The organism is Ilyobacter polytropus DSM 2926, assembly GCF_000165505.1.
Taxonomy (GTDB): domain Bacteria; phylum Fusobacteriota; class Fusobacteriia; order Fusobacteriales; family Fusobacteriaceae; genus Ilyobacter; species Ilyobacter polytropus.
Genome location: NC_014632.1, coordinates 557,078 through 575,264, shown reverse-complemented (window position 1 = coordinate 575,264; position 18,187 = coordinate 557,078). Strand labels below are relative to the sequence as shown.

Genomic DNA, 18,187 nt, shown 5'->3' with positions numbered 1-18,187 from the left:
TTTAAAAGCCGGTAGTATCCGGCTTTTAAAATCAGTCTATTGAGATTTATCATGTTTCACGTAGATAAGGTCGTCTAGCTTTATTCCGTCTTTCTCTGCCTTTTCAAGTAATTTTTCCAAGATTTCACTGTCTAAAACAGGAGTCCTAGATAATATCCACAGATACTTGTCACTTCTTCCCCTAACTAAAGCATATTTATACTCTTCTCTGTCATAATCCATTATTATATAGTCTGCATAAAAAGGCCAGAAAAAACTGACTTTGAGTATATTGTCAACATTTTTATATTTTATCTTTGCCTTTCCTACAACAGTTTTTATTTTTTCATTCTTTATATCATATCCTCTATTTACTACTTTTACTTTGTTTTTTCCCAGTTGCTCATACTGAGCAGTCACATTACTAAGGCCCTTTTCAAAACCATGGTCTTTTCTGACAATTTCATACCATTTACCGAGGTACTTTTCAGATTGAAACTCTGAAATACCATATTTTTTTTCTTGTCTCCTCCACGAATAAGACTGGGAATATATAAAAAAAGTTAAAAAAATTATAAAAATCTTAAGAAAACTCTTCATAGTAGCCCCCTATACAGAATTTTATCTATCTTGTTACTGGCCTTTTGTAAATAGCATATCTATGTGCGGTATTCCGTCCTCTAGATAAACATCTGATGCCTCTTCAAATCCAAGGCTAAGATAAAATTCCAAAAGATATTCCTGAGCAGAAATTCTTATGGATTTTTCTTTCAGATCTTTAGTTACAAATTCCATTGTTTTTTTCATAAGCTCCTGTCCTAGGCCCTCACCTCTATACCCCATATTCACAAGTACCCTCCCTATGGAAACCTCGTCAAAAGAGACTCCAGGATGTAGTATCCTAGTATAAGCAGCTATCTTCCCATCTTCAGTTGCAAAAAGATGGTAGGCATCTATATCTTTTCCATCTACCTCTGCATAGGGGCAGTTCTGCTCTACCACAAATACATCTACTCTCTGCTGAATTATGTCATACAGTTCTCTGTTGCTAAGTTCATCAAATTTCTTTATTTTCCATTCCATACCAACACCTACCTTTCTAAATATATTTTAATAAGTTAAAATTAAATTATTGAATTTATAAGGATTCGTTACTTTTCTCTTGAAAGAAAAGCACCCCAAGAGTGTTTCCTCCCTTCGGTCAGGGCATAACCAAAAGTTCAAGAATTTTCAAATGTCTAGGAAGTAGATATTTCTTTTATCGCCTTTGTAAGCTACGGTCCTCAGTCCCCTGCGGAACTTATTCTGTAGGACGGCTGAGTGCAGTTTCTTTCCTGTATAAGCCCTGCAACTTGAAAATTCAAAAAACAAAAAATAATATAAACCTAAATAAAAAATATGTGCACAATTATTCCTTAATTTTTGACCATTATTAATTCTGATTTTATAGGTAGTACGGGAAAAAGGATAAAAAACCTCTCGCAAAGAAAGCATCTATAGTTTGGTTTTAACTCTGTGAAACTCCCTCTTTTTCTCTGCGTCCTCTGTGACCAAAAGGTTTTTTTATTATTCGTGTTAATTTCCCTATCTTTTATTAGTGTCCATTCGTGACAAAATCTTTTGATTCTGATTTTCAGATGAATTCAGTAGTTTATATAAAAACTCCTTACTTAGAATTTTCAATCAGTTTTAGCTTTTCCTTTTATAATTTTAAAACCTCTATATTTTATTTTTTTCTCTGAAGATTCTTATCATCTCTCCAGCCACAGAGTCTTTGTTTGGTATTTCAGGTAAATTATCTGCATCAAACCAGTCTGCGTGTGAAAGCTCTATTCCATCTACTTTTATAGGTTTATCTCCATCATACTCAGCAAAAAATCCAAGCATGAGAGAACTGGAAAAAGGCCAGGGCTGGCTCTTGTAATATCTTATATTTTTAACATTTATCCCCACTTCTTCCATAACCTCTCTTTTTACAGTCTCCTCTATTGTTTCTCCAGCCTCTACATATCCTGCTATAAGACTGTAAAAAGATCCTGGATGCAGTTTGTTTTTTGCAAGTAGAAGTTTATCTCCCTTTGTTATGGCCACAATTATAGCTGGAGATAATTTGGGGAATATTATATTTTTGCAACTTGTGCATTTTAAAGCCCTTTCGTTTTCTTTAAACTCCATAGAACTACCACACCTGCCACAAAATTTATTGTCAGAGATCCAGCTAAAAAGATGAAATCCAACGGCAGTAACCCACTTAAAAAGTTTATCTGACTGGCCTCTAATATCCCTCATTCCCACATATTCAAATCCCTGGGGCATCTTGTCTTTCCCCTCTGCAATAAAACATTTTTCTCCGTCTACCTCTCCTAATAATATCCCTTCTGTTACCCATTCACCCAGCTCATTTTTTTTAGGGATAAGAAATTTATCCTCTAAAGTTTTCATAAGAACTTTTCCATTTTTATAGCATAAAACCTGTTCTTCTGACTTTATAGCCTCTCTGCTCAAGAGTGATATATTAAAAATATTTGGTGCAATTTCATTTATCATGGTTCCTCCTAATTTTTTTAAGGTTAATAGATCTTTTTAATGTTCATTATACCACAATGAAATCTACATTTATCATATTTAAAACTTTTATGATGATCTTTTTAAGCTCTTTTTTTAAATTAAACTCAGTATTTTTTAAAAATTTTTTCACTATATTCACAATAAAAAATTATTTTATACAAAAGAATAATTTAACCTACGCTTCTGAATGCATTAAACCTCAACAAAATAAGGATTTAAAATTAAAGTATTTTTTTAACTATTCTTGAACAATTCATGATTATAAGAAATAATCTATTACATCCACAATTTCAATAATTGGTTATTACTGAAACAGTTGTGTTTTCAAATTCAACATTTGAAACCAAAGTTGATATTTTTTTTTATATAATAATTTTTTTAAAGGGGGAAGTGTTATGTATTCGTATTTTATACCAACGGTAAATCTAATGGGCAGAGGTGCAGTATCAAATGTTGGAAAACAGGCCAAAATTTTAAACGGTTCTAAAGCTTTACTTATCACAGATGAAATACTTGTAAAAATTGGTGTTGCTGAAAAAATTATTTCACTTTTAAATGAAAGTGGTGTCGAAACATCTGTTTATGACAAAGTTAATCCCAATCCAACGGTAAAAAATGTAAGTGATGCTCTTTCTGTTTATCAAAATGAAAAATGCGATATTATAATCGCATTAGGTGGAGGTAGTTCTATCGACTGCGCAAAAGGTGTTGGTATTTTGGCCACCAATGGTGGAAACATAAGTGACTATGAGGGTGTGGACAAATCTGAAAATCCTATGCCACCCTTTATCACAATAAACACAACTGCAGGTACAGGAAGTGAAATGACTCGTTTTACAATTATTACAAATACAGATACTTCTGTAAAAATGGCAATAGTTGACTGGCACGTGACTCCTACAGTTTCTATAAATGACCCTGAACTTATGATCAGTATGCCAGCTTCCCTTACTGCTGCCACAGGAATGGATGCCCTAACTCATGCCATAGAAGCTTATGTATCCACTATTGCCACTCCTGTTACAGACTCAGCAGCAATCAAGGCAGTTGAACTCATTAGCAAATACCTGCGTCCGGCAGTTGCTAATGGAGAAAATATAGAGGCCCGGGAAATGATGGCATATGCTGCATTTTTAGCAGGTATGGCTTTCAACAACGCCAGCCTTGGAAATGTTCATGCTATGGCTCATCAGCTAGGTGGTTTTTACAACCTTCCCCATGGAGTGTGTAACGCTATCCTTCTTCCACAGGTTCAAGAGTTCAACCTCATTGCATATCCAGAAAGATTTGCAGATATCGCCAGAGCATTGGGAGAAAATATAGAGGGAATTTCACCAATGGAAGCTGGAGCAAAAGCCATATCCGCAATCAAAAGATTATCAAAAGATGTTGGGATACCTTCTGGTCTTAGAGAATTAGGAGTCAAAGAAGAAGATTTTCCTATTCTTGCTGATAACACCTTAAAAGATGTATGTATTGCCACAAATCCCAGAAAATCATCTAAAAATCAGATAATTCAATTATTCAGAGATTCCATGTAAAATATTCTATAAAAACTAAAAGAGGGTAAAATACCCTCTTTTTTTACTATAATTGTTTTTTACTGTATATTACACAGCCATGCTTTGGTACATTAACCGGTATCACAAGTCTCTCTCCTATAAAAAAACTACTGACCGTAGTTTCCTCAAAAGATTCTTCTGATGAGTAAATACATGTAAATTTTTCTCCCTCTTTGTGAATCCCTGGATCTAAGACTACATCAACCTTCAGGTCTTTTTCTATGTGGGAGTTCATTGCCATGACCACCTCATCCTGGCTGAGAATACGTGACCACGCCACAACTCCTTCGTGCCTGCCATCTCCCAACTTATGAGGAAAAGAAAAATCCAATCCATCATAGGAAATTTCCCTCTGGTACTGTCTTCCCTGCTTTAATATGAGATTTTCCTTTCTCACCTTACACATTTTAGAAATATTAAGGTATAGGGGGTTCTTATCGTCAAAAAAATGTTTTCCTCTTGTCCTAAAAGTTCCAAATTCCCCTCCGAACATATTTTCTCTTACATATTTTTCTCTGTCTCCACTGCCATCAAAGCCCTGTTCAGTACCATAGTATATACATGGGATTCCCAGAGAAAAAAGATTTAAAAATAGTGCATTCACTATAAGAGAGTTAGTACTTTTGTCTGCACAGAATCGATGCTTTTGATCTCTGTGTATGACCATATCATGATCATCAAACATGGTTATGACATTATCCCTGTACCACGTGTTTTCATTTTCTCCTAGAAGGTTTGAATTTCTAAAAATATCAAAAAATTCAACAGAATCAGCATATCCCTTTGTTATATTTTCCAATTTTTCCGGTATTTTATTTATTCCAAGAGCTGCATTTAGACCTGTTTTTTCTAAAGTTTCAATTGCAAATTCGATCCCCCCTGTAATTTCACCTATAATATAAAAATTATTTTTACCTATTGTTTTTGAATATTCGTGAATTTCAGTTGTAAAGTACCTTGTGGCTCCCTGCTCTAAATGTTTTACCGTATCTAGCCTAAAACCATCTATATCAGCATATGCAATCCAGTATTTATAACATTCTGTGAGTATTTTAAGGGCCTCTGACGGATTGAACTCAGTGTAGTCACCACTACCTGTATATATATTTTTAAGAGAGTAGAAATCACCCTCTGCATATTCAGGATACACATCCCAATTAATTATGTGACCCTTTCTGGTAAAAGTCTCTCTATTCATTAACTCTAGGGGCCACACTCCTCCATCTGGCCATATCTCATCAATTGGAGGATTATCCAACGGAATTACCGGCTGCCCGTTTTTATCTCGAAAAGCCTTTACATGAAATTGACTTCCGTTATAAACTGTCTCTGTTTCTTCATAGGCAAATACATTTCCAGTGTGATTTAATATTATATCCATGATTACGTATATGCCGTTTTTGTGAGCTTCATCTACAAGTTCTTTCAGATCTTCCTTTACGCCAAAATGTGGATCTATATCTAAAAAATTCTGTATCCCATATCCATGGTAACTTTCTTCAAAGGCCACCTGCCTTAGTACGGGACTTATCCATATAGCCGTTACCCCCATATTTTTTAAATAGCTTATTTTACTCTTTATTCCCTTTAAATTTCCACCGTTCCACTTATCTCCAAACTCTTCCCATATTTTTTTGGTCTCTTCGTTACAGAGTACATTTTCATAATCTGTGTGCCTGTATAGATCCTTTTCTGCACCATTTGAAAACCTATCTACCAAAAGAAAATAAAGTATTTCATCTTCCCAGTTTTGGGGAGATTTATAATACTCTCTATCTTTGGCTAGTTCTTTTAAATTTACTTCATTTATACTTCTCATGAATTTCTACCTCCACAAAATTACTAATTAAAATATTGTACTCATTTTAGTTTTTCTTTCCTTTATGAGAGATATTTCTCCTGAATAATATTTTTAAATTAAAAACTATTAAGTGCTAAACCAATTTAAATTACGGTTCTGTTTATAATTATACAAAAAAAAGGATAGCCTATAGGCTATCCCCGGTCAACTCTGATCCTCGCTTTCATACCTTCCTCTAGAGTCTGGTTTTCACTTTCATAATTATAAAAATAATAATCATCGCCGTCACTTTCCACTCTTCCCCTATACCACTCACCATCTATTAGTAATTCTATAGGGCTTCCACAAGTAAAATAAAGCTCCTGGGCTGTGTCTAGATTGAACCGTCCCTGACTGTTTAAAACAAGTTTTCCCTCTAAGGTTGTTTTGCTGAGGAGCTCCATCTCATGTAATGCATTTTCGATCTCTACTTTGAGATATCCTATGATTTCATGGCATTTTATGTTTTCAAACTCCTCTCCAGAATCACTTTTTAAAAGGTTTGATGCACTTGATTTCAGGCTCTTTAACTCTTTCAAAAATCCAATATATTTTTTATCCAGCATTTTTAAGACCCCCTTTAATCAATCTATAAAATAACCTTCAAAAAAAATTTCAGATTCCCTTCTTTAAACTTTTAAATCGCAGATTTCAAAATCATTTTCCAGCTTCTCATAAAACTTTTCTTTAGAGTTTAAAGATGGGATGGTTTTGTTTCTCCCAGCTTTTTTCGCCCTGTACATATTGTCATCTGCCCTTTTCAATATATCCTCTAGACTCTCACCTCTGTCTAGGGTAGCTGTCCCTAGGCTTATAGTCACCTGAGACTCTAGCCCAAAGTTATAATGTTCAATTTCTTGTCTCAACTTTTCTGCAACTTTCCACACAGCTCTTTGATCAGTTTCTACACACACAACTATAAATTCTTCTCCCCCCCACCGACCAATAAAGTCCGTTTTTCTAAGGGTATTTTTTAGTATCTCAGAGATTTTTTCAAGTACCAAGTCTCCTGTTGGATGTCCAAAGTTATCGTTGACCTTCTTAAAATGATCCACATCCAGAAGAATTACCGACATTTTGCTTCTATATCTCTGACTCCTGTCAAACTCCTCTCTAAGCCTTCCCTCTATAGTTTTCCTGTTCCATAGTTTGGTAAGTCCATCTACAGTAGCTAAATATTTATAATCCTCAAGTATTTTATCCCTCTTTTGTGATTCCTCCTCTAAGCCAAGAACAAGCCTACTGTTTATCATCACCAAAATAGAGAATGTTATGCAGATCAGCAGCATCTGAGATATAATTGTCATGAGAGATATTACGAAACCAACTTTTAAAAACTTCACGCCGGCAGCACCAATTATATAATATCCTGCCATCAGTAAATATAATAAAGAAATAAGTAATAACAAAGCCCAAGTAAACCTATAATTGTTTGCCATCTTTTTATTATCACTCTTATACAGTATTCTGGCAGCATCGATATTTATAAATGCTACGAAAAGAGAAAATACAACTGCTCTAACCGTAAGTTTTGGCTCAACTAATCCGAAGTATAGGTATATCAGAGTAAAAATTCCCAGAAGTCCAAAGTAAAAATTTTTATTTATTTTCCTGTCTATAAAAAGTGCAGTTCCAAAATAAAATTTCACAGACCCTGCTATTAATAAAACATTGGCCACTACAATAGATAAAAAATCTGGAATCAAATTTCTCATAAGTATCATTGTTATGCCAACAGACTGAAGTGCAAAACACATCACCCAGTCTGATATTCCCTCAAATCTTCCTTTATTCTGCTTCCATACAAAATACAAAACAAGAGTGATTACAGTATCACTTATGCTGTGGCTCAGCAGTATGGTTCTCATATCTATATTTATAATAATCTCTCCTTTCGACGAATCTGAATCATATCCATTTTTTTGGATCGTTAAAATATTACCACAATTATTACAAAATTTATTTTTTTTCTTAAAAATATTCGAAATAGAATTAAAAAAAATGGTAAAACCATATGGCTCTACCATTTTTCCAATAATTTTATTATAATTCTAAAATATTAGTCCTTTTTTCTCATTTGTGGGAATAAGATTACATCTCTTATTGACGGGGCACCAGTTAGAAGCATTACCAGTCTGTCTATTCCTACCCCTAAACCACCTGTTGGAGGCATTCCGTACTCTAGAGCCTCTATATAATCGTCATCGATCTCTGCGTTGGCCTCTTCATTACCAAGCATAGCCTCTTCTAGCTGAGCCTCTAATCTTCCCCTTTGATCTGCTGGGTCATTTAGTTCAGAGAAAGCATTTGCATATTCTCTTGCGTCAATGAACAGCTCAAATCTGTCTGTAAATCTGTGGTCATCTGCATTTCTTTTGGCCAATGGAGATATCTCCACAGGGTGTCCATAGACAAATGTAGGTTGGATGATATGTTCTTCACATTTCTGCTCAAAGAACTCATTTATTATATGTCCTACTGTGTTCATATGAGGTGCAAGTACTACGTTGTTCTGCTTTGCAAGAAGTCTTGCATCTTCTACAGAAACATCTCCCCAGAAGTCTGCACCTGTTATCTCTTTTACAAAGTCAACCATGTGTACTCTCTTGAAGTTTTCAAGAACAAGTTCTTTTCCGTTGTACTCTACAGTAGTAGTTCCGTTTATTGTTTTTGCAGCATTCATTATTATCTCTTCAGTTAAATCCATCATGTCATTAAAGTCTGCATAAGCCTGGTACAGCTCCATCATTGTGAACTCAGGATTGTGTCTTGTGGATATCCCTTCATTTCTAAAGCTTCTGTTTATCTCATATACCTTGTCAAATCCACCTACAATAAGTCTTTTCAAATAAAGTTCTGGAGCTATTCTCAGGTAAAGAGTCATATCAAGGGTATTGTGATGAGTCACAAATGGTTTTGCAGATGCTCCTCCTACGATAGGGTGCATAATAGGTGTTTCCACTTCCATGAATCCTTTGCTGTTAAGAAGAGTTTTTACTGAGTTTACTATCTGTATTCTCTTGACGAAAGTTTCTTTTACCTCTTTATTCATAACAAGATCAAGATATCTTTTTCTGTATCTTGTTTCCACATCTGTAAGTCCGTGGTACTTTTCAGGAAGTGGTCTTATATTTTTTGAAAGAAATTCAAATCCAGCGACTCTTAAAGTAAGTTCTCCCTTTTTAGTTACAAAAAGACTTCCCTCTACTCCTACAAAGTCTCCTGTACCCATTTTTTTTACAATTTCAAATACTTTGTCCCCTAGGGTATCCTTTCTGAGGTATACCTGTATTCTTCCTGTTTCATCTTCTATATGAGCAAATACAGCCTTTCCTTGTCCTCTGCAGGCCATTATCCTTCCGGCTGTTTTAAAAACTGTAGAATCTTCCTCTTTCAGAGTATGGCTCAGAAGTTCCCCCACCATATGTTTTTTATCATACTTTCTTCCAAAAGGCTCTAACCCAGCCTCTTTAATTTCTTTAACTTTTTCCCACTTATCCATAATAACGTGGTCATCTGCTACTCTGTCAAAGTATCTTTCCATTCCACATCTCCTTTATATTTATAATTTTTTTATCTTAATCTGATTATATAAACCATAGCTTTTTTAGACCAGGTAGTCCCGGGATAATCTTTCGCCAGTTTTTCAAAAGTTTTCATACTTTTTTCTTTATCCTGCATCCTGTAATAGCATACTCCGGTGAGATAAGCTATTTCGGCTTTTTTCATGGGAGTTTTCTCTGATTCCATGGCTTTTTCAAAATAATTGGCAGCATCTTCATAACGGGTAATATAATAATAACTCATCCCGATCTTCATATCAGTGTCCAATTTTCTAGCTGCCTCTATATCCTTTTCCTCAGCTCTTTTGTAAAAAAGCACCGCTTCCTCATAGTTTTCCCCTTGATATTTTTCATCTCCAAGGTCCACCTCTTTTTTTATAAGCTTCGCTCTGTGATATATCTCCCTCTCTTTTTTCAGTTGATGTACTTTATCTTCCGAAACTTTAGAAAGAGTGGCATCAAATCTATCCAAATCTTCATTTTGAAGATATAGCATGCAAAGAGTGTAATATTCTTTTCCGTAGATAAGATATCTTTCGGCATCTATGATATTCCCTTTATCCATATACCATTTTCCTAGATATACTGCTATCTCTGGATTCAGGGTTTCGCTATATGTTTTTTTAAGAAAGAGTTCATCCTTCTCTCTTAAAGTTTTACCTGACAAAATTATATTTACCAGTTTATCTGAAAACCCTGGTTCATGAATATTTTTTTCTAAGAAATCCCTATATTTAAAAGGGTCATCTTTTGCTATCTCCATGTCAAAGTAAAAAAGTTGCTTTTTTTCCATAAAATCCAACTGAAAGTTGTTTCGTATAAATTTTGCAGCTTCTTCTGCCTCAGCCATTTTTTTGCTGACAAGAGTTTTTTCCAATATCATAAATGCAGTATCCTTATGATATAAGGCATCTGGAAAAGCAACTCTTGATAGTTTCACAGAGGTTAACAAAATATCTAATTTCTCATTTTCATAACTGTTCAATATTATATCATAATTTTTTTCCTGAGTAAAACTATATTTAAGCTTAGAATTCACTCTGAATCGCTTATAAAACATACCATCCTTTGTGACATTTAGGATGTATTCCCCCTGGTATCCAGTCTCAAAAAATATATTCTGATTTTTCACAACAACAGATGATCTGGAAAGGTATGGACTTTCTATAATCTCCACCTTATATTCACCTGGTTCAGGAAAACTCACATTTAGGGTTTCTCCAGTGAGAATCTCATAGTCTTCACCCCTATAGGAATCTGGATATCTTCTTACCCCGGCTGTATTTATAGATTTCACAATTTCTTTGTAGACCTCACTAACATTGTTTTCATTGAGATTTATCTTTTCTGAAACAATTTTATAGTCCACCTTTTTGGATTTCCCTCCATAGGGATTTATATCCTGAACTTCCTCTTTTAGTACTTTTTCCTTCTTGCTTCCCATGGCGTACAGTTTATTATATGGCAATGCTCCAAGATAAAAGACTGCCATAATAAATGCCGCTATAGTATACTTTTTCATAAAATCACCCTCAAATAAAAAAAATAGAGCACATACATGCTCTATTATAACAGATTTTATCTTATTTAAAAATCTAAATAGTATTAATTCCAAACTTCTTTTATAGCTACCTCAATATCGTTTACCTTTTCCTCACCGTCATAGATTTCATAGCTCAGAAAAAGTCCCTCTTTTTTCTGTTTCATCTCTGTGGTTTTCAGGGTAAATTTAGTTGAAGTATAGGGGGTTTGATAATGAAAAAAAGTTGTCTTCCCGTCCTTAAATATCTGGGCACTATTTATAACTCCTTTTCTTGTGATCTGCACCATATCTTTGAAAATAAAAATCTTACAGTCCCCGTGCTCATTTTTATAGGAATATTTTATTCCTTTTGAAGTTACTTCTTTCTGGCAGCTGACCTTTTCACTGCTTTTTTCACCGAAACTGTCTCGGCTTTCTATGATAAGGTACATAATCTCCTCCTACTTCCCCATTAACCCAGTTATAAAGGAATCTACATCTTCCTCATACTCGTCATAAACAGGCTCTTCCTCTATATAATTCTCACTTATATAGCTCTCCTCATCACCATCATCAGATATGGCAACACTATCCTCTCTGTCATAGTATCCGTCTTCGTCCCAGTCACCGATATCAGAGCTGGTTCCAAAATACTCCTCTTCCCAATGCTCTATTACTTCAATAGCATCATCATCCTCTAGAAGAACTATATCCTCTTCATTCTCATCAAATAAAAAAGCTCTTTTTTCTCCTTCAAAATCCTCTGCTATTATGTATTCTTTTCCGCTAAGAATTATATCTCCAACTACATGGAGCTCGTACTCTTCATCAAAAATTTCATAATAAAAAGTCTCGCCTACAGCATACATTTTAAGACACCTCTTTCATATTATTTATGATATTTACTATTATTAAAAATACTAAACCACCTATAGATCTGCTCCATAAGAATAAGCCTCATAAGCTGATGTGGAAAAGTCATCTTGGAAAAACTAAGCCTCATTTGGGATATCTTCCGAACTTCCTCTGAAACACCGTAAGAACCACCGATTATAAAATTTATGGTACTTGTTCCAGTAACTGTAAGTCGTTCTATCTCTTTAGACATCTCTTCAGAGGAAAGGTTCTTTCCACCTATATCCAAAAGAACATTATACCCTTTATTTTTTTCTGCTGTTTTTATGATTTCCATAGACTCTTTTTCTAAAGACTGTTTTCTGTTGCTGTCATTACCGTCTTCCTTTAGCTCTATTATCTTTACTTTTGCATAGAGACTCATTCTTTTTAGAAACTCATCTATCCCGTTTTTTATATACTTTTCTTTTATTTTACCTACACAGATCAGGTTTACACTTATCACCCTTATCTCCTTAATACACTATATTTATTAAAAATTTTGCTTTTTTATCTTCTTTTAAAGTTCTTTTCAAGTTCTTCTAAAGTAACTTTGAGTATAATAGGTCTCCCGTGGGGGCAGGTATATTTCCCAACATCGTGAAGCCTTTTTATGAGGAGTTCCATTTCGTCAAAAGAAAGTTTTTCTCCTGCCTTTATTGAATTTCTGCATGACATGGATATTATTATTTTTTCCCTAAAGTCCTTTACTCCTGTCTCATTTTTAAGCTCTTCTAGCATAAATCTAAAGGTATTTTCTATACTCGTCCGAAAGTCAAATACAGGGACACCTCTTAAAAGAACCTCGTCATCTCCAAAGTCTTCTATCTCAAATCCAAACTCGTTAAAAATTTCTAAATTTTCAAAAACTATATTTTTTTCCTCATAACTCAGCCGTAACTTCAAGGGAACCAAAAGATTTTGTGTGGCTACCTCTCTTGAAAAATGCCTTTTTTTCAGAGTCTCATATAATACTCTTTCCTGTACTATATGCTGATCATATATCTCTAAGGTTTTATTCCTCTCTACAATTATATAGGAGTTCATAAACTGCCCTATTACTCTGAAATAATTTTTTTCTTCTATTGTTTTTTCAGGTATTTCAGGCTTTTTTTCTGAAACATCAATACTCTGATAGATTTTCTTTTCCTCTTGTAAAACCTCAGGTCTATTTTTTATATTTTTATCTTCTGCAGAATATTTTTTCTGAAAAACACCTTCACCATCTAATAAACTTACCTCTTGGGTTTTTATTACTTCTTCTTTAAAGGATGGTACAGTTTTTTCATTATTTTTCTCTTCTGTTTTTTCTTTTTCCGAGTGTTCTTTATCTGGGGTTTTTTTAGGAGTACTAATCTCTTTATCAATTATCCCCTTAAATTCATCTAAGTCCAAAAAGTTTTCCACATTTTTTTCTCTATTTTGAAAACTCATTTCTAGTGATACTATATCTTCATCTTCACCTATTGCCTTTTCTATCTCAGAAAAGACCTGGTTATACACAAAAGAACTTTCTGAAAATTTTACTATTTTTTTAGAAGGATGCACATTGACATCTATCTCTTTAGGATCTATTTCCAGAAAAATTATTGCAAAGGGATATCTGCCCTTAGTGAGTTTGGTATAATAGCCGTCTATAATGGCTTTTTCTAATATCTGAGATTTTACATATCGCCCGTTTACATAGGTATGCATATAATCCTTAGAAGATCTGGTTATCTCTAAGTTACCCAAAAAACCTAATGGAAACTCTTTTAGATTCTTTAGAACGTTTCTTCCGAATAATTCTAAGATAGTATTTTGAATCCCCTTACCGCTGGTTTTCAAAAGCTCTCTTCCGTCTATTTCCAGAGAAAATCCCACATTTGGATTTGCAAGAGATTCCTTCAGAACCGTTTCTTTTATTTTTCCATACTCTGTACTTTTTTTTCTCAAGAACTTCAGTCTTGCAGGTGTGTTATAAAAAAGTTCCTTTATCTCTATCTCTGTCCCTTCATTGACAGACACAGGAGAAACCTTGGTGACCTTGCCTGCTAGTGCTTTTATCTCAGTGCCTAGCTCGTCTGATTCTCTTTTAGACGTTATTCTCATCTTTGACACCGAGGCTATTGAGGCCAGTGCCTCACCTCTGAATCCGTAGGTATAGAGGTTAAAAATATCCTCTTTATTAAAAATCTTACTGGTGGCATGCCTTTCTATACAAAGAAGAAGGTCATCCTTTGACATTCCTACGCCATTGTCGGATATTGTGACATCACGTCCGCTGTTTTTTACCTGAATTCTTATATTTGTGCTCTTTGCATCCAAAGAATTTTCTAGAATCTCTTTTATCATGCTCGCTGGATTCTCCACTACTTCACCGGCAGCTATTATATTAGAGACTGACTCGTCCAAAATTTTTATAACTCCCATGGATTCCCCCTTAAAAAAACGGTAAAATTAAAAAGGCAACTCTTCTGTTGCCTGCAGACACCAGCCTATTTTTTTCCAAAACTGATTATAGCAGATTTAAAAATAATTTTCTATAAATTTTTGATTAAATTTCTCAGCTACATGACATTAGTATTATTGGTTTTTCAAGCTGCTGAACATCTCTAAAAACTATATATATTTTATAAAATTTCATAAAAATCCTTTGATAAAATTAATATTTTTATCTTTTTCTTCTATTATACTTCATTAACACTTTAAATCAAGTTGCTCTTTTTTTCAAATTTTGCAATAATAGCAATAGAAAATCAAACTGGCAAGGGGTGAAACATTTTGAAAAAAATACTTTTTTTTATTATTTTAGCTATAAATTCTCTTATAAGCTTTGCAGCTGATGATGTCAACATTAAGGACTATAAAATTTTTGCATCTGGAAAAAACTTTCTTTCCCAAAATAATTACAAAGATGCTTTAACTCAATTTGAACTTTTGTCAGAAAAGTATCCAGAATCACTATTATTCAAAAGTAATTATGCCAATTATTACATAGGAATAACTTATTATAATCTCGGTGACTATGACAATGCCCGAAATTTCTTAGAAAGAGCTATATACACACCAAAGGACTTCAAAGCAGAGGATCCTTATTTCCAAAAATCTAAAAAACACTTGTTTGAATATAAAAGAAATTATTATCTGGCTAAAATTTATCTGGAACAGGGACTTAAAGATGAGGCTCTAAAACATTTTAAATTCCTCGTAAAAAACTACTATTCAAAGGAATTAGAAACCTATGAGAAAATGGCTCTGAAAGAACTTGAAAAGCACGACCCCTATTTTGAAATTTTATACATGGTAAAATATGAAAATGCCCTTCCTATTCTTTTATCTTTAAAAAATGAGGATATTCTGGCATTGGGAGATTTTTTTCTATCTAAAGGTTCCTACCAATCTGCAGAAAAGGTATATTCAGAATATCTTAATCTTGAGAAAAAAGATGTTCATCAGGTAAAGTTATCACTTTTAGAAACTCTCAAAAGATCAAAAAAATATGATGTCCTCCTGGAGAAATCCTCAGACTTTATAACTTTATCCGACAACAGTGACTTTTATTACTATCTGGCTCTTGCACAGATGCAGCTAGGAAAAAAATCAGATGCAGAACAAACATTCTCCAAAGTAAAAACCGGAAAATATAAAAAAGCCGCCTCTATAAGTATTGCAAGGATCCTGTCTTCAAGAAGAGAATATAAAAAGGCTATTTCAATATTAAAAAGCATCAAATCTTCCTATGCCAACAACCTTCTTATGGAAACATACATAAAGGCAGGGATGACAGAAGAATTTAAAAAAGCTTCTGTAAACTATATAAAAAAATACCCCTATAGCGATCAGGCAGCATATTATAGATTCCTCCTCTATAAAGAGAGTCAAAATCCAAATTATCTAAATTGGATAATAAAATATAATATAAACACCTATTATTATGAGTTGGCTTATTCTATCATGGAAAACATGAGAAATCTCGAGGCCTACCCTCTAAATTATAAATCAAGAATATACAGGGAAAAAGTCCAAAGACTAGAATCACTGGCAGAACTAAAAGACGGAGAAATACTAAAAATAGAAATTGAAAATATGGACTTTCCTGAAAAAGACAGAGTTTTCAGAGAATATCTCATGAGCAGTATATATGAAAAGGGCGGGTTTTATCTGAGTGCAGTCTTAAAGTCCAGGAAATATCAAAATGATTTTTCAAAATATTCAAATTTAATAACTTTCCTTTATCCCAGATATTATGATTTTATGGTAAAAAAGGCAGCTAAAAAATATAATATAGAAGAAGCACTGATCTACAGTGTCATCCTTCAGGAAAGTGTCTTTGAACCATCTCTTATATCAAAGGCAGGAGCCACAGGACTCATGCAGATAATGCTCTCTACAGCCAAAGATATGGACCCAGATATAACACAGGAGAAACTTCTTGCTCCAGATATAAATATAGAACTAGGATCTAGATACCTAAAAAGTCTTTTGACTAAATTTGACGGAAACATTCCAAAAACAGTAGCTGCTTATAATGCAGGTGCCGGCAATGTAGTCAAATGGAAGTCTGACAAAAAAGGTGATCTGGATATAGAAAAGATACCCTTTTCTGAGACCAAGAAATACGTCAAAAGAGTCATAAATAATTATTATAAATATAAGAGAATATATCACTACTGATCTTTAAAGCCGAGTAAAAACTCTCCTGTAAACTTACACAGGGGAGTTTTTTTTATTTTAAATTCTAAATTTAAAATTGACAGGAAATAAACCTGAAGTATGGTAAAGCTCCCTATAGCATAATTTTCAGGAGGTAGATTTTTATGAAAAAAGCTGTGTTTTTAATATTTATTTTTATTATATCTCTCAATTCATTTGGTAAAAGAAAAGTTTACCTTATAGTGCATAAAAATACAGAGGTAGGAAGTGGTAATTTTTTTGTATCTGCCATGGATACCAGCGGAAACAAAATTACCGGTATAACCACCACCAAGACAGATGGGGATGAATACGATACTGTAAAAATATCCATAGATACAGACGAGGAAAAAATAAAGGTCGCTGCAGGATATGATTGGAAAGGTGGTGAAGGTTATGATGACTATTATGTCTTATTAGCCAACGAAGCTGCCGATGGTTTTGAAGATGTCAGAGACACCATAGTAGAAAATGATTCTGATGGCGATTATGATTATTTGGATATATTAAATACATCCTACTATTCCGCGTATTCCAGTTTCCCGGGAGTTGAAGTCACAAGTGATATGAGGTTCTTTGCCGTGCCAGTAAGAGACGACTCTTCAAACATCTCTTCTAATATTATAGAAGAGATACCTTTCCCGGCTCCCTTTACCATAGAGAACGGTAAGATAATTACAACAGATAAATATACAGGAACTGCTAAAGTTATCGCTTCTGAATATACCCAGTCAAATATATCAGGAGCTGTTACGGTGACTGACAAGGACGGAAATTCCAAAATAAAGGAATGGAAAGAATCTGATGATTTCAAAACCGAATTTGATTCCTATTATAGTTCAAATGGAGAATATACAAACTGGACCCCTGGCGAATCTGTCTCTTCAACAACCTCATCTGACGGTAAAGTTGTCACAAACTCTGTCACTGGAAAAAATGCAAGTACCGGTGACTATAGTCTCTTAGGAATTTTATCTGTCAGTCTTTCAGGAGATGCCGGCGATGTAATAACAGTTTACAGCAGACAGGGATCCGGAACCCAAAAATGGAGTGGGAATGAAGATCAGATTATCGATTCGGATTCTAGCACTCATAGTGGTGAGTACATCTTTGTAAAGAAAGACGGAGACACCATCCTACCAATTCCCGGTTTAAATGACCAGACATCCTATATTGATTTTGTACAAGACGAAGATGACGAAGATATCGCTCTTGAAGTTCCAGAAGATCAAGATGCAGATAATCCAGATTATTATAATATAACCATGGGAAGCAATGACGCCCTTATCCTTTTTGAACACGGAGGAAATTATAGTTCAACTGCATCTTATTCTGATATGCAGGATTTTGTTGTTCTGATTAAACTTTATTCAAATTCTAGTGAAAGTGCAACGATGACATTTATTACTGACGAAGGAGTGGAAGTCGATTCAGCTACTTCTATGATCACTAATTCACCAGAAAGTGATCGTCAGAGAAATAGTGACATAGGGATAAAAATAATGGATGTCAGTGATGGTGATAACAGTTTCAAGATAAAAAGAATATCCAAATAAAACTTTATAAAAATAAAATAATAAAAGAG

At 34.0% G+C, this 18,187-nt stretch carries 15 protein-coding genes; 3 read left to right on the top strand and 12 right to left on the bottom strand.

The window, feature by feature from the left end; all coding sequences use genetic code 11:
* Positions 1-36: 36 nt before the first annotated feature.
* From ILYOP_RS02635 to nudC, 3 genes are all read right to left on the bottom strand, one after another.
* Positions 37-579, bottom strand: coding sequence for a lipocalin family protein (locus tag ILYOP_RS02635; protein ID WP_013386965.1), 543 nt, complete (start codon positions 577-579; stop codon positions 37-39).
* A 33-nt stretch (positions 580-612) separates the two neighbouring features.
* Positions 613-1,062 (bottom strand): GNAT family N-acetyltransferase, encoded by a 450-nt coding sequence (locus ILYOP_RS02630; protein ID WP_013386964.1) that lies wholly within the window; start codon positions 1,060-1,062, stop codon positions 613-615.
* 636 nt (positions 1,063-1,698) lie between these two features.
* A complete protein-coding gene (nudC, locus tag ILYOP_RS02625; protein WP_013386963.1) occupies positions 1,699-2,526 on the bottom strand; it encodes an NAD(+) diphosphatase in 828 nt (275 codons plus the stop codon).
* Positions 2,527-2,942: 416 nt separating this feature from the next.
* Here nudC and ILYOP_RS02620 point away from each other — a divergent pair, with 416 nt between their 5' ends.
* The gene (locus ILYOP_RS02620; RefSeq protein ID WP_013386962.1) at positions 2,943-4,088 is read left to right on the top strand and encodes an iron-containing alcohol dehydrogenase; all 1,146 of its coding nucleotides are present in this window, start codon (positions 2,943-2,945) and stop codon (positions 4,086-4,088) included.
* 46 nt (positions 4,089-4,134) lie between these two features.
* Here the strand turns inward: ILYOP_RS02620 and ILYOP_RS02615 are convergent, their stop codons facing one another.
* The 9 genes from ILYOP_RS02615 to mutL form a co-directional block, all read right to left on the bottom strand.
* Positions 4,135-5,928: an alpha-amylase family glycosyl hydrolase gene (locus ILYOP_RS02615; protein ID WP_013386961.1), complete on the bottom strand. Its 1,794-nt coding sequence runs from the start codon at positions 5,926-5,928 to the stop codon at positions 4,135-4,137.
* A 176-nt stretch (positions 5,929-6,104) separates the two neighbouring features.
* Entirely contained in the window at positions 6,105-6,515 is a 411-nt protein-coding gene (locus ILYOP_RS02610; protein WP_013386960.1) for a DUF5348 domain-containing protein, read from the bottom strand.
* A gap of 63 nt (positions 6,516-6,578) precedes the next feature.
* Entirely contained in the window at positions 6,579-7,817 is a 1,239-nt protein-coding gene (locus ILYOP_RS15065) for a GGDEF domain-containing protein (RefSeq protein ID WP_049774844.1), read from the bottom strand.
* 191 nt (positions 7,818-8,008) lie between these two features.
* Positions 8,009-9,493: a lysine--tRNA ligase gene (gene lysS / locus ILYOP_RS02600; RefSeq protein ID WP_013386958.1), complete on the bottom strand. Its 1,485-nt coding sequence runs from the start codon at positions 9,491-9,493 to the stop codon at positions 8,009-8,011.
* Between the two features lie 29 nt (positions 9,494-9,522).
* Entirely contained in the window at positions 9,523-11,034 is a 1,512-nt protein-coding gene (locus tag ILYOP_RS02595) for a tetratricopeptide repeat protein (protein ID WP_013386957.1), read from the bottom strand.
* Between the two features lie 83 nt (positions 11,035-11,117).
* The gene (locus ILYOP_RS02590) at positions 11,118-11,486 is read right to left on the bottom strand and encodes a DUF1934 family protein (RefSeq protein WP_013386956.1); all 369 of its coding nucleotides are present in this window, start codon (positions 11,484-11,486) and stop codon (positions 11,118-11,120) included.
* A 9-nt stretch (positions 11,487-11,495) separates the two neighbouring features.
* Entirely contained in the window at positions 11,496-11,903 is a 408-nt protein-coding gene (locus tag ILYOP_RS02585; protein WP_013386955.1) for a hypothetical protein, read from the bottom strand.
* A 20-nt stretch (positions 11,904-11,923) separates the two neighbouring features.
* Positions 11,924-12,391, bottom strand: coding sequence for a 23S rRNA (pseudouridine(1915)-N(3))-methyltransferase RlmH (rlmH, locus tag ILYOP_RS02580; RefSeq protein WP_041921092.1), 468 nt, complete (start codon positions 12,389-12,391; stop codon positions 11,924-11,926).
* 47 nt (positions 12,392-12,438) lie between these two features.
* Entirely contained in the window at positions 12,439-14,340 is a 1,902-nt protein-coding gene (gene mutL / locus ILYOP_RS02575; RefSeq protein WP_013386953.1) for a DNA mismatch repair endonuclease MutL, read from the bottom strand.
* 351 nt (positions 14,341-14,691) lie between these two features.
* Between mutL and ILYOP_RS15060 the strand changes: the two genes are divergently transcribed.
* The gene (locus ILYOP_RS15060; RefSeq protein ID WP_013386952.1) at positions 14,692-16,584 is read left to right on the top strand and encodes a lytic transglycosylase domain-containing protein; all 1,893 of its coding nucleotides are present in this window, start codon (positions 14,692-14,694) and stop codon (positions 16,582-16,584) included.
* A gap of 143 nt (positions 16,585-16,727) precedes the next feature.
* Complete coding sequence (locus tag ILYOP_RS02565; RefSeq protein ID WP_013386951.1) at positions 16,728-18,158, top strand: hypothetical protein; 1,431 nt, start codon at positions 16,728-16,730, stop codon at positions 18,156-18,158.
* Positions 18,159-18,187: the final 29 nt, after the last annotated feature.

Coding starts and splice junctions, on each gene's coding strand:
- ILYOP_RS02565 (WP_013386951.1), top strand. CDS start 16,728: ATGAAAAAAGCTGTGTTTTTAATATTTATTTTTATTATATCTCTCAAT.
- ILYOP_RS02615 (WP_013386961.1), bottom strand. CDS start 5,928: ATGAGAAGTATAAATGAAGTAAATTTAAAAGAACTAGCCAAAGATAGA.
- ILYOP_RS02630 (WP_013386964.1), bottom strand. CDS start 1,062: ATGGAATGGAAAATAAAGAAATTTGATGAACTTAGCAACAGAGAACTG.
- ILYOP_RS02620 (WP_013386962.1), top strand. CDS start 2,943: ATGTATTCGTATTTTATACCAACGGTAAATCTAATGGGCAGAGGTGCA.
- ILYOP_RS15065 (WP_049774844.1), bottom strand. CDS start 7,817: ATGAGAACCATACTGCTGAGCCACAGCATAAGTGATACTGTAATCACT.
- lysS (WP_013386958.1), bottom strand. CDS start 9,493: ATGGAAAGATACTTTGACAGAGTAGCAGATGACCACGTTATTATGGAT.
- ILYOP_RS02585 (WP_013386955.1), bottom strand. CDS start 11,903: ATGTATGCTGTAGGCGAGACTTTTTATTATGAAATTTTTGATGAAGAG.
- ILYOP_RS02610 (WP_013386960.1), bottom strand. CDS start 6,515: ATGCTGGATAAAAAATATATTGGATTTTTGAAAGAGTTAAAGAGCCTG.
- ILYOP_RS02635 (WP_013386965.1), bottom strand. CDS start 579: ATGAAGAGTTTTCTTAAGATTTTTATAATTTTTTTAACTTTTTTTATA.
- ILYOP_RS02595 (WP_013386957.1), bottom strand. CDS start 11,034: ATGAAAAAGTATACTATAGCGGCATTTATTATGGCAGTCTTTTATCTT.
- ILYOP_RS02590 (WP_013386956.1), bottom strand. CDS start 11,486: ATGTACCTTATCATAGAAAGCCGAGACAGTTTCGGTGAAAAAAGCAGT.
- nudC (WP_013386963.1), bottom strand. CDS start 2,526: ATGATAAATGAAATTGCACCAAATATTTTTAATATATCACTCTTGAGC.
- mutL (WP_013386953.1), bottom strand. CDS start 14,340: ATGGGAGTTATAAAAATTTTGGACGAGTCAGTCTCTAATATAATAGCT.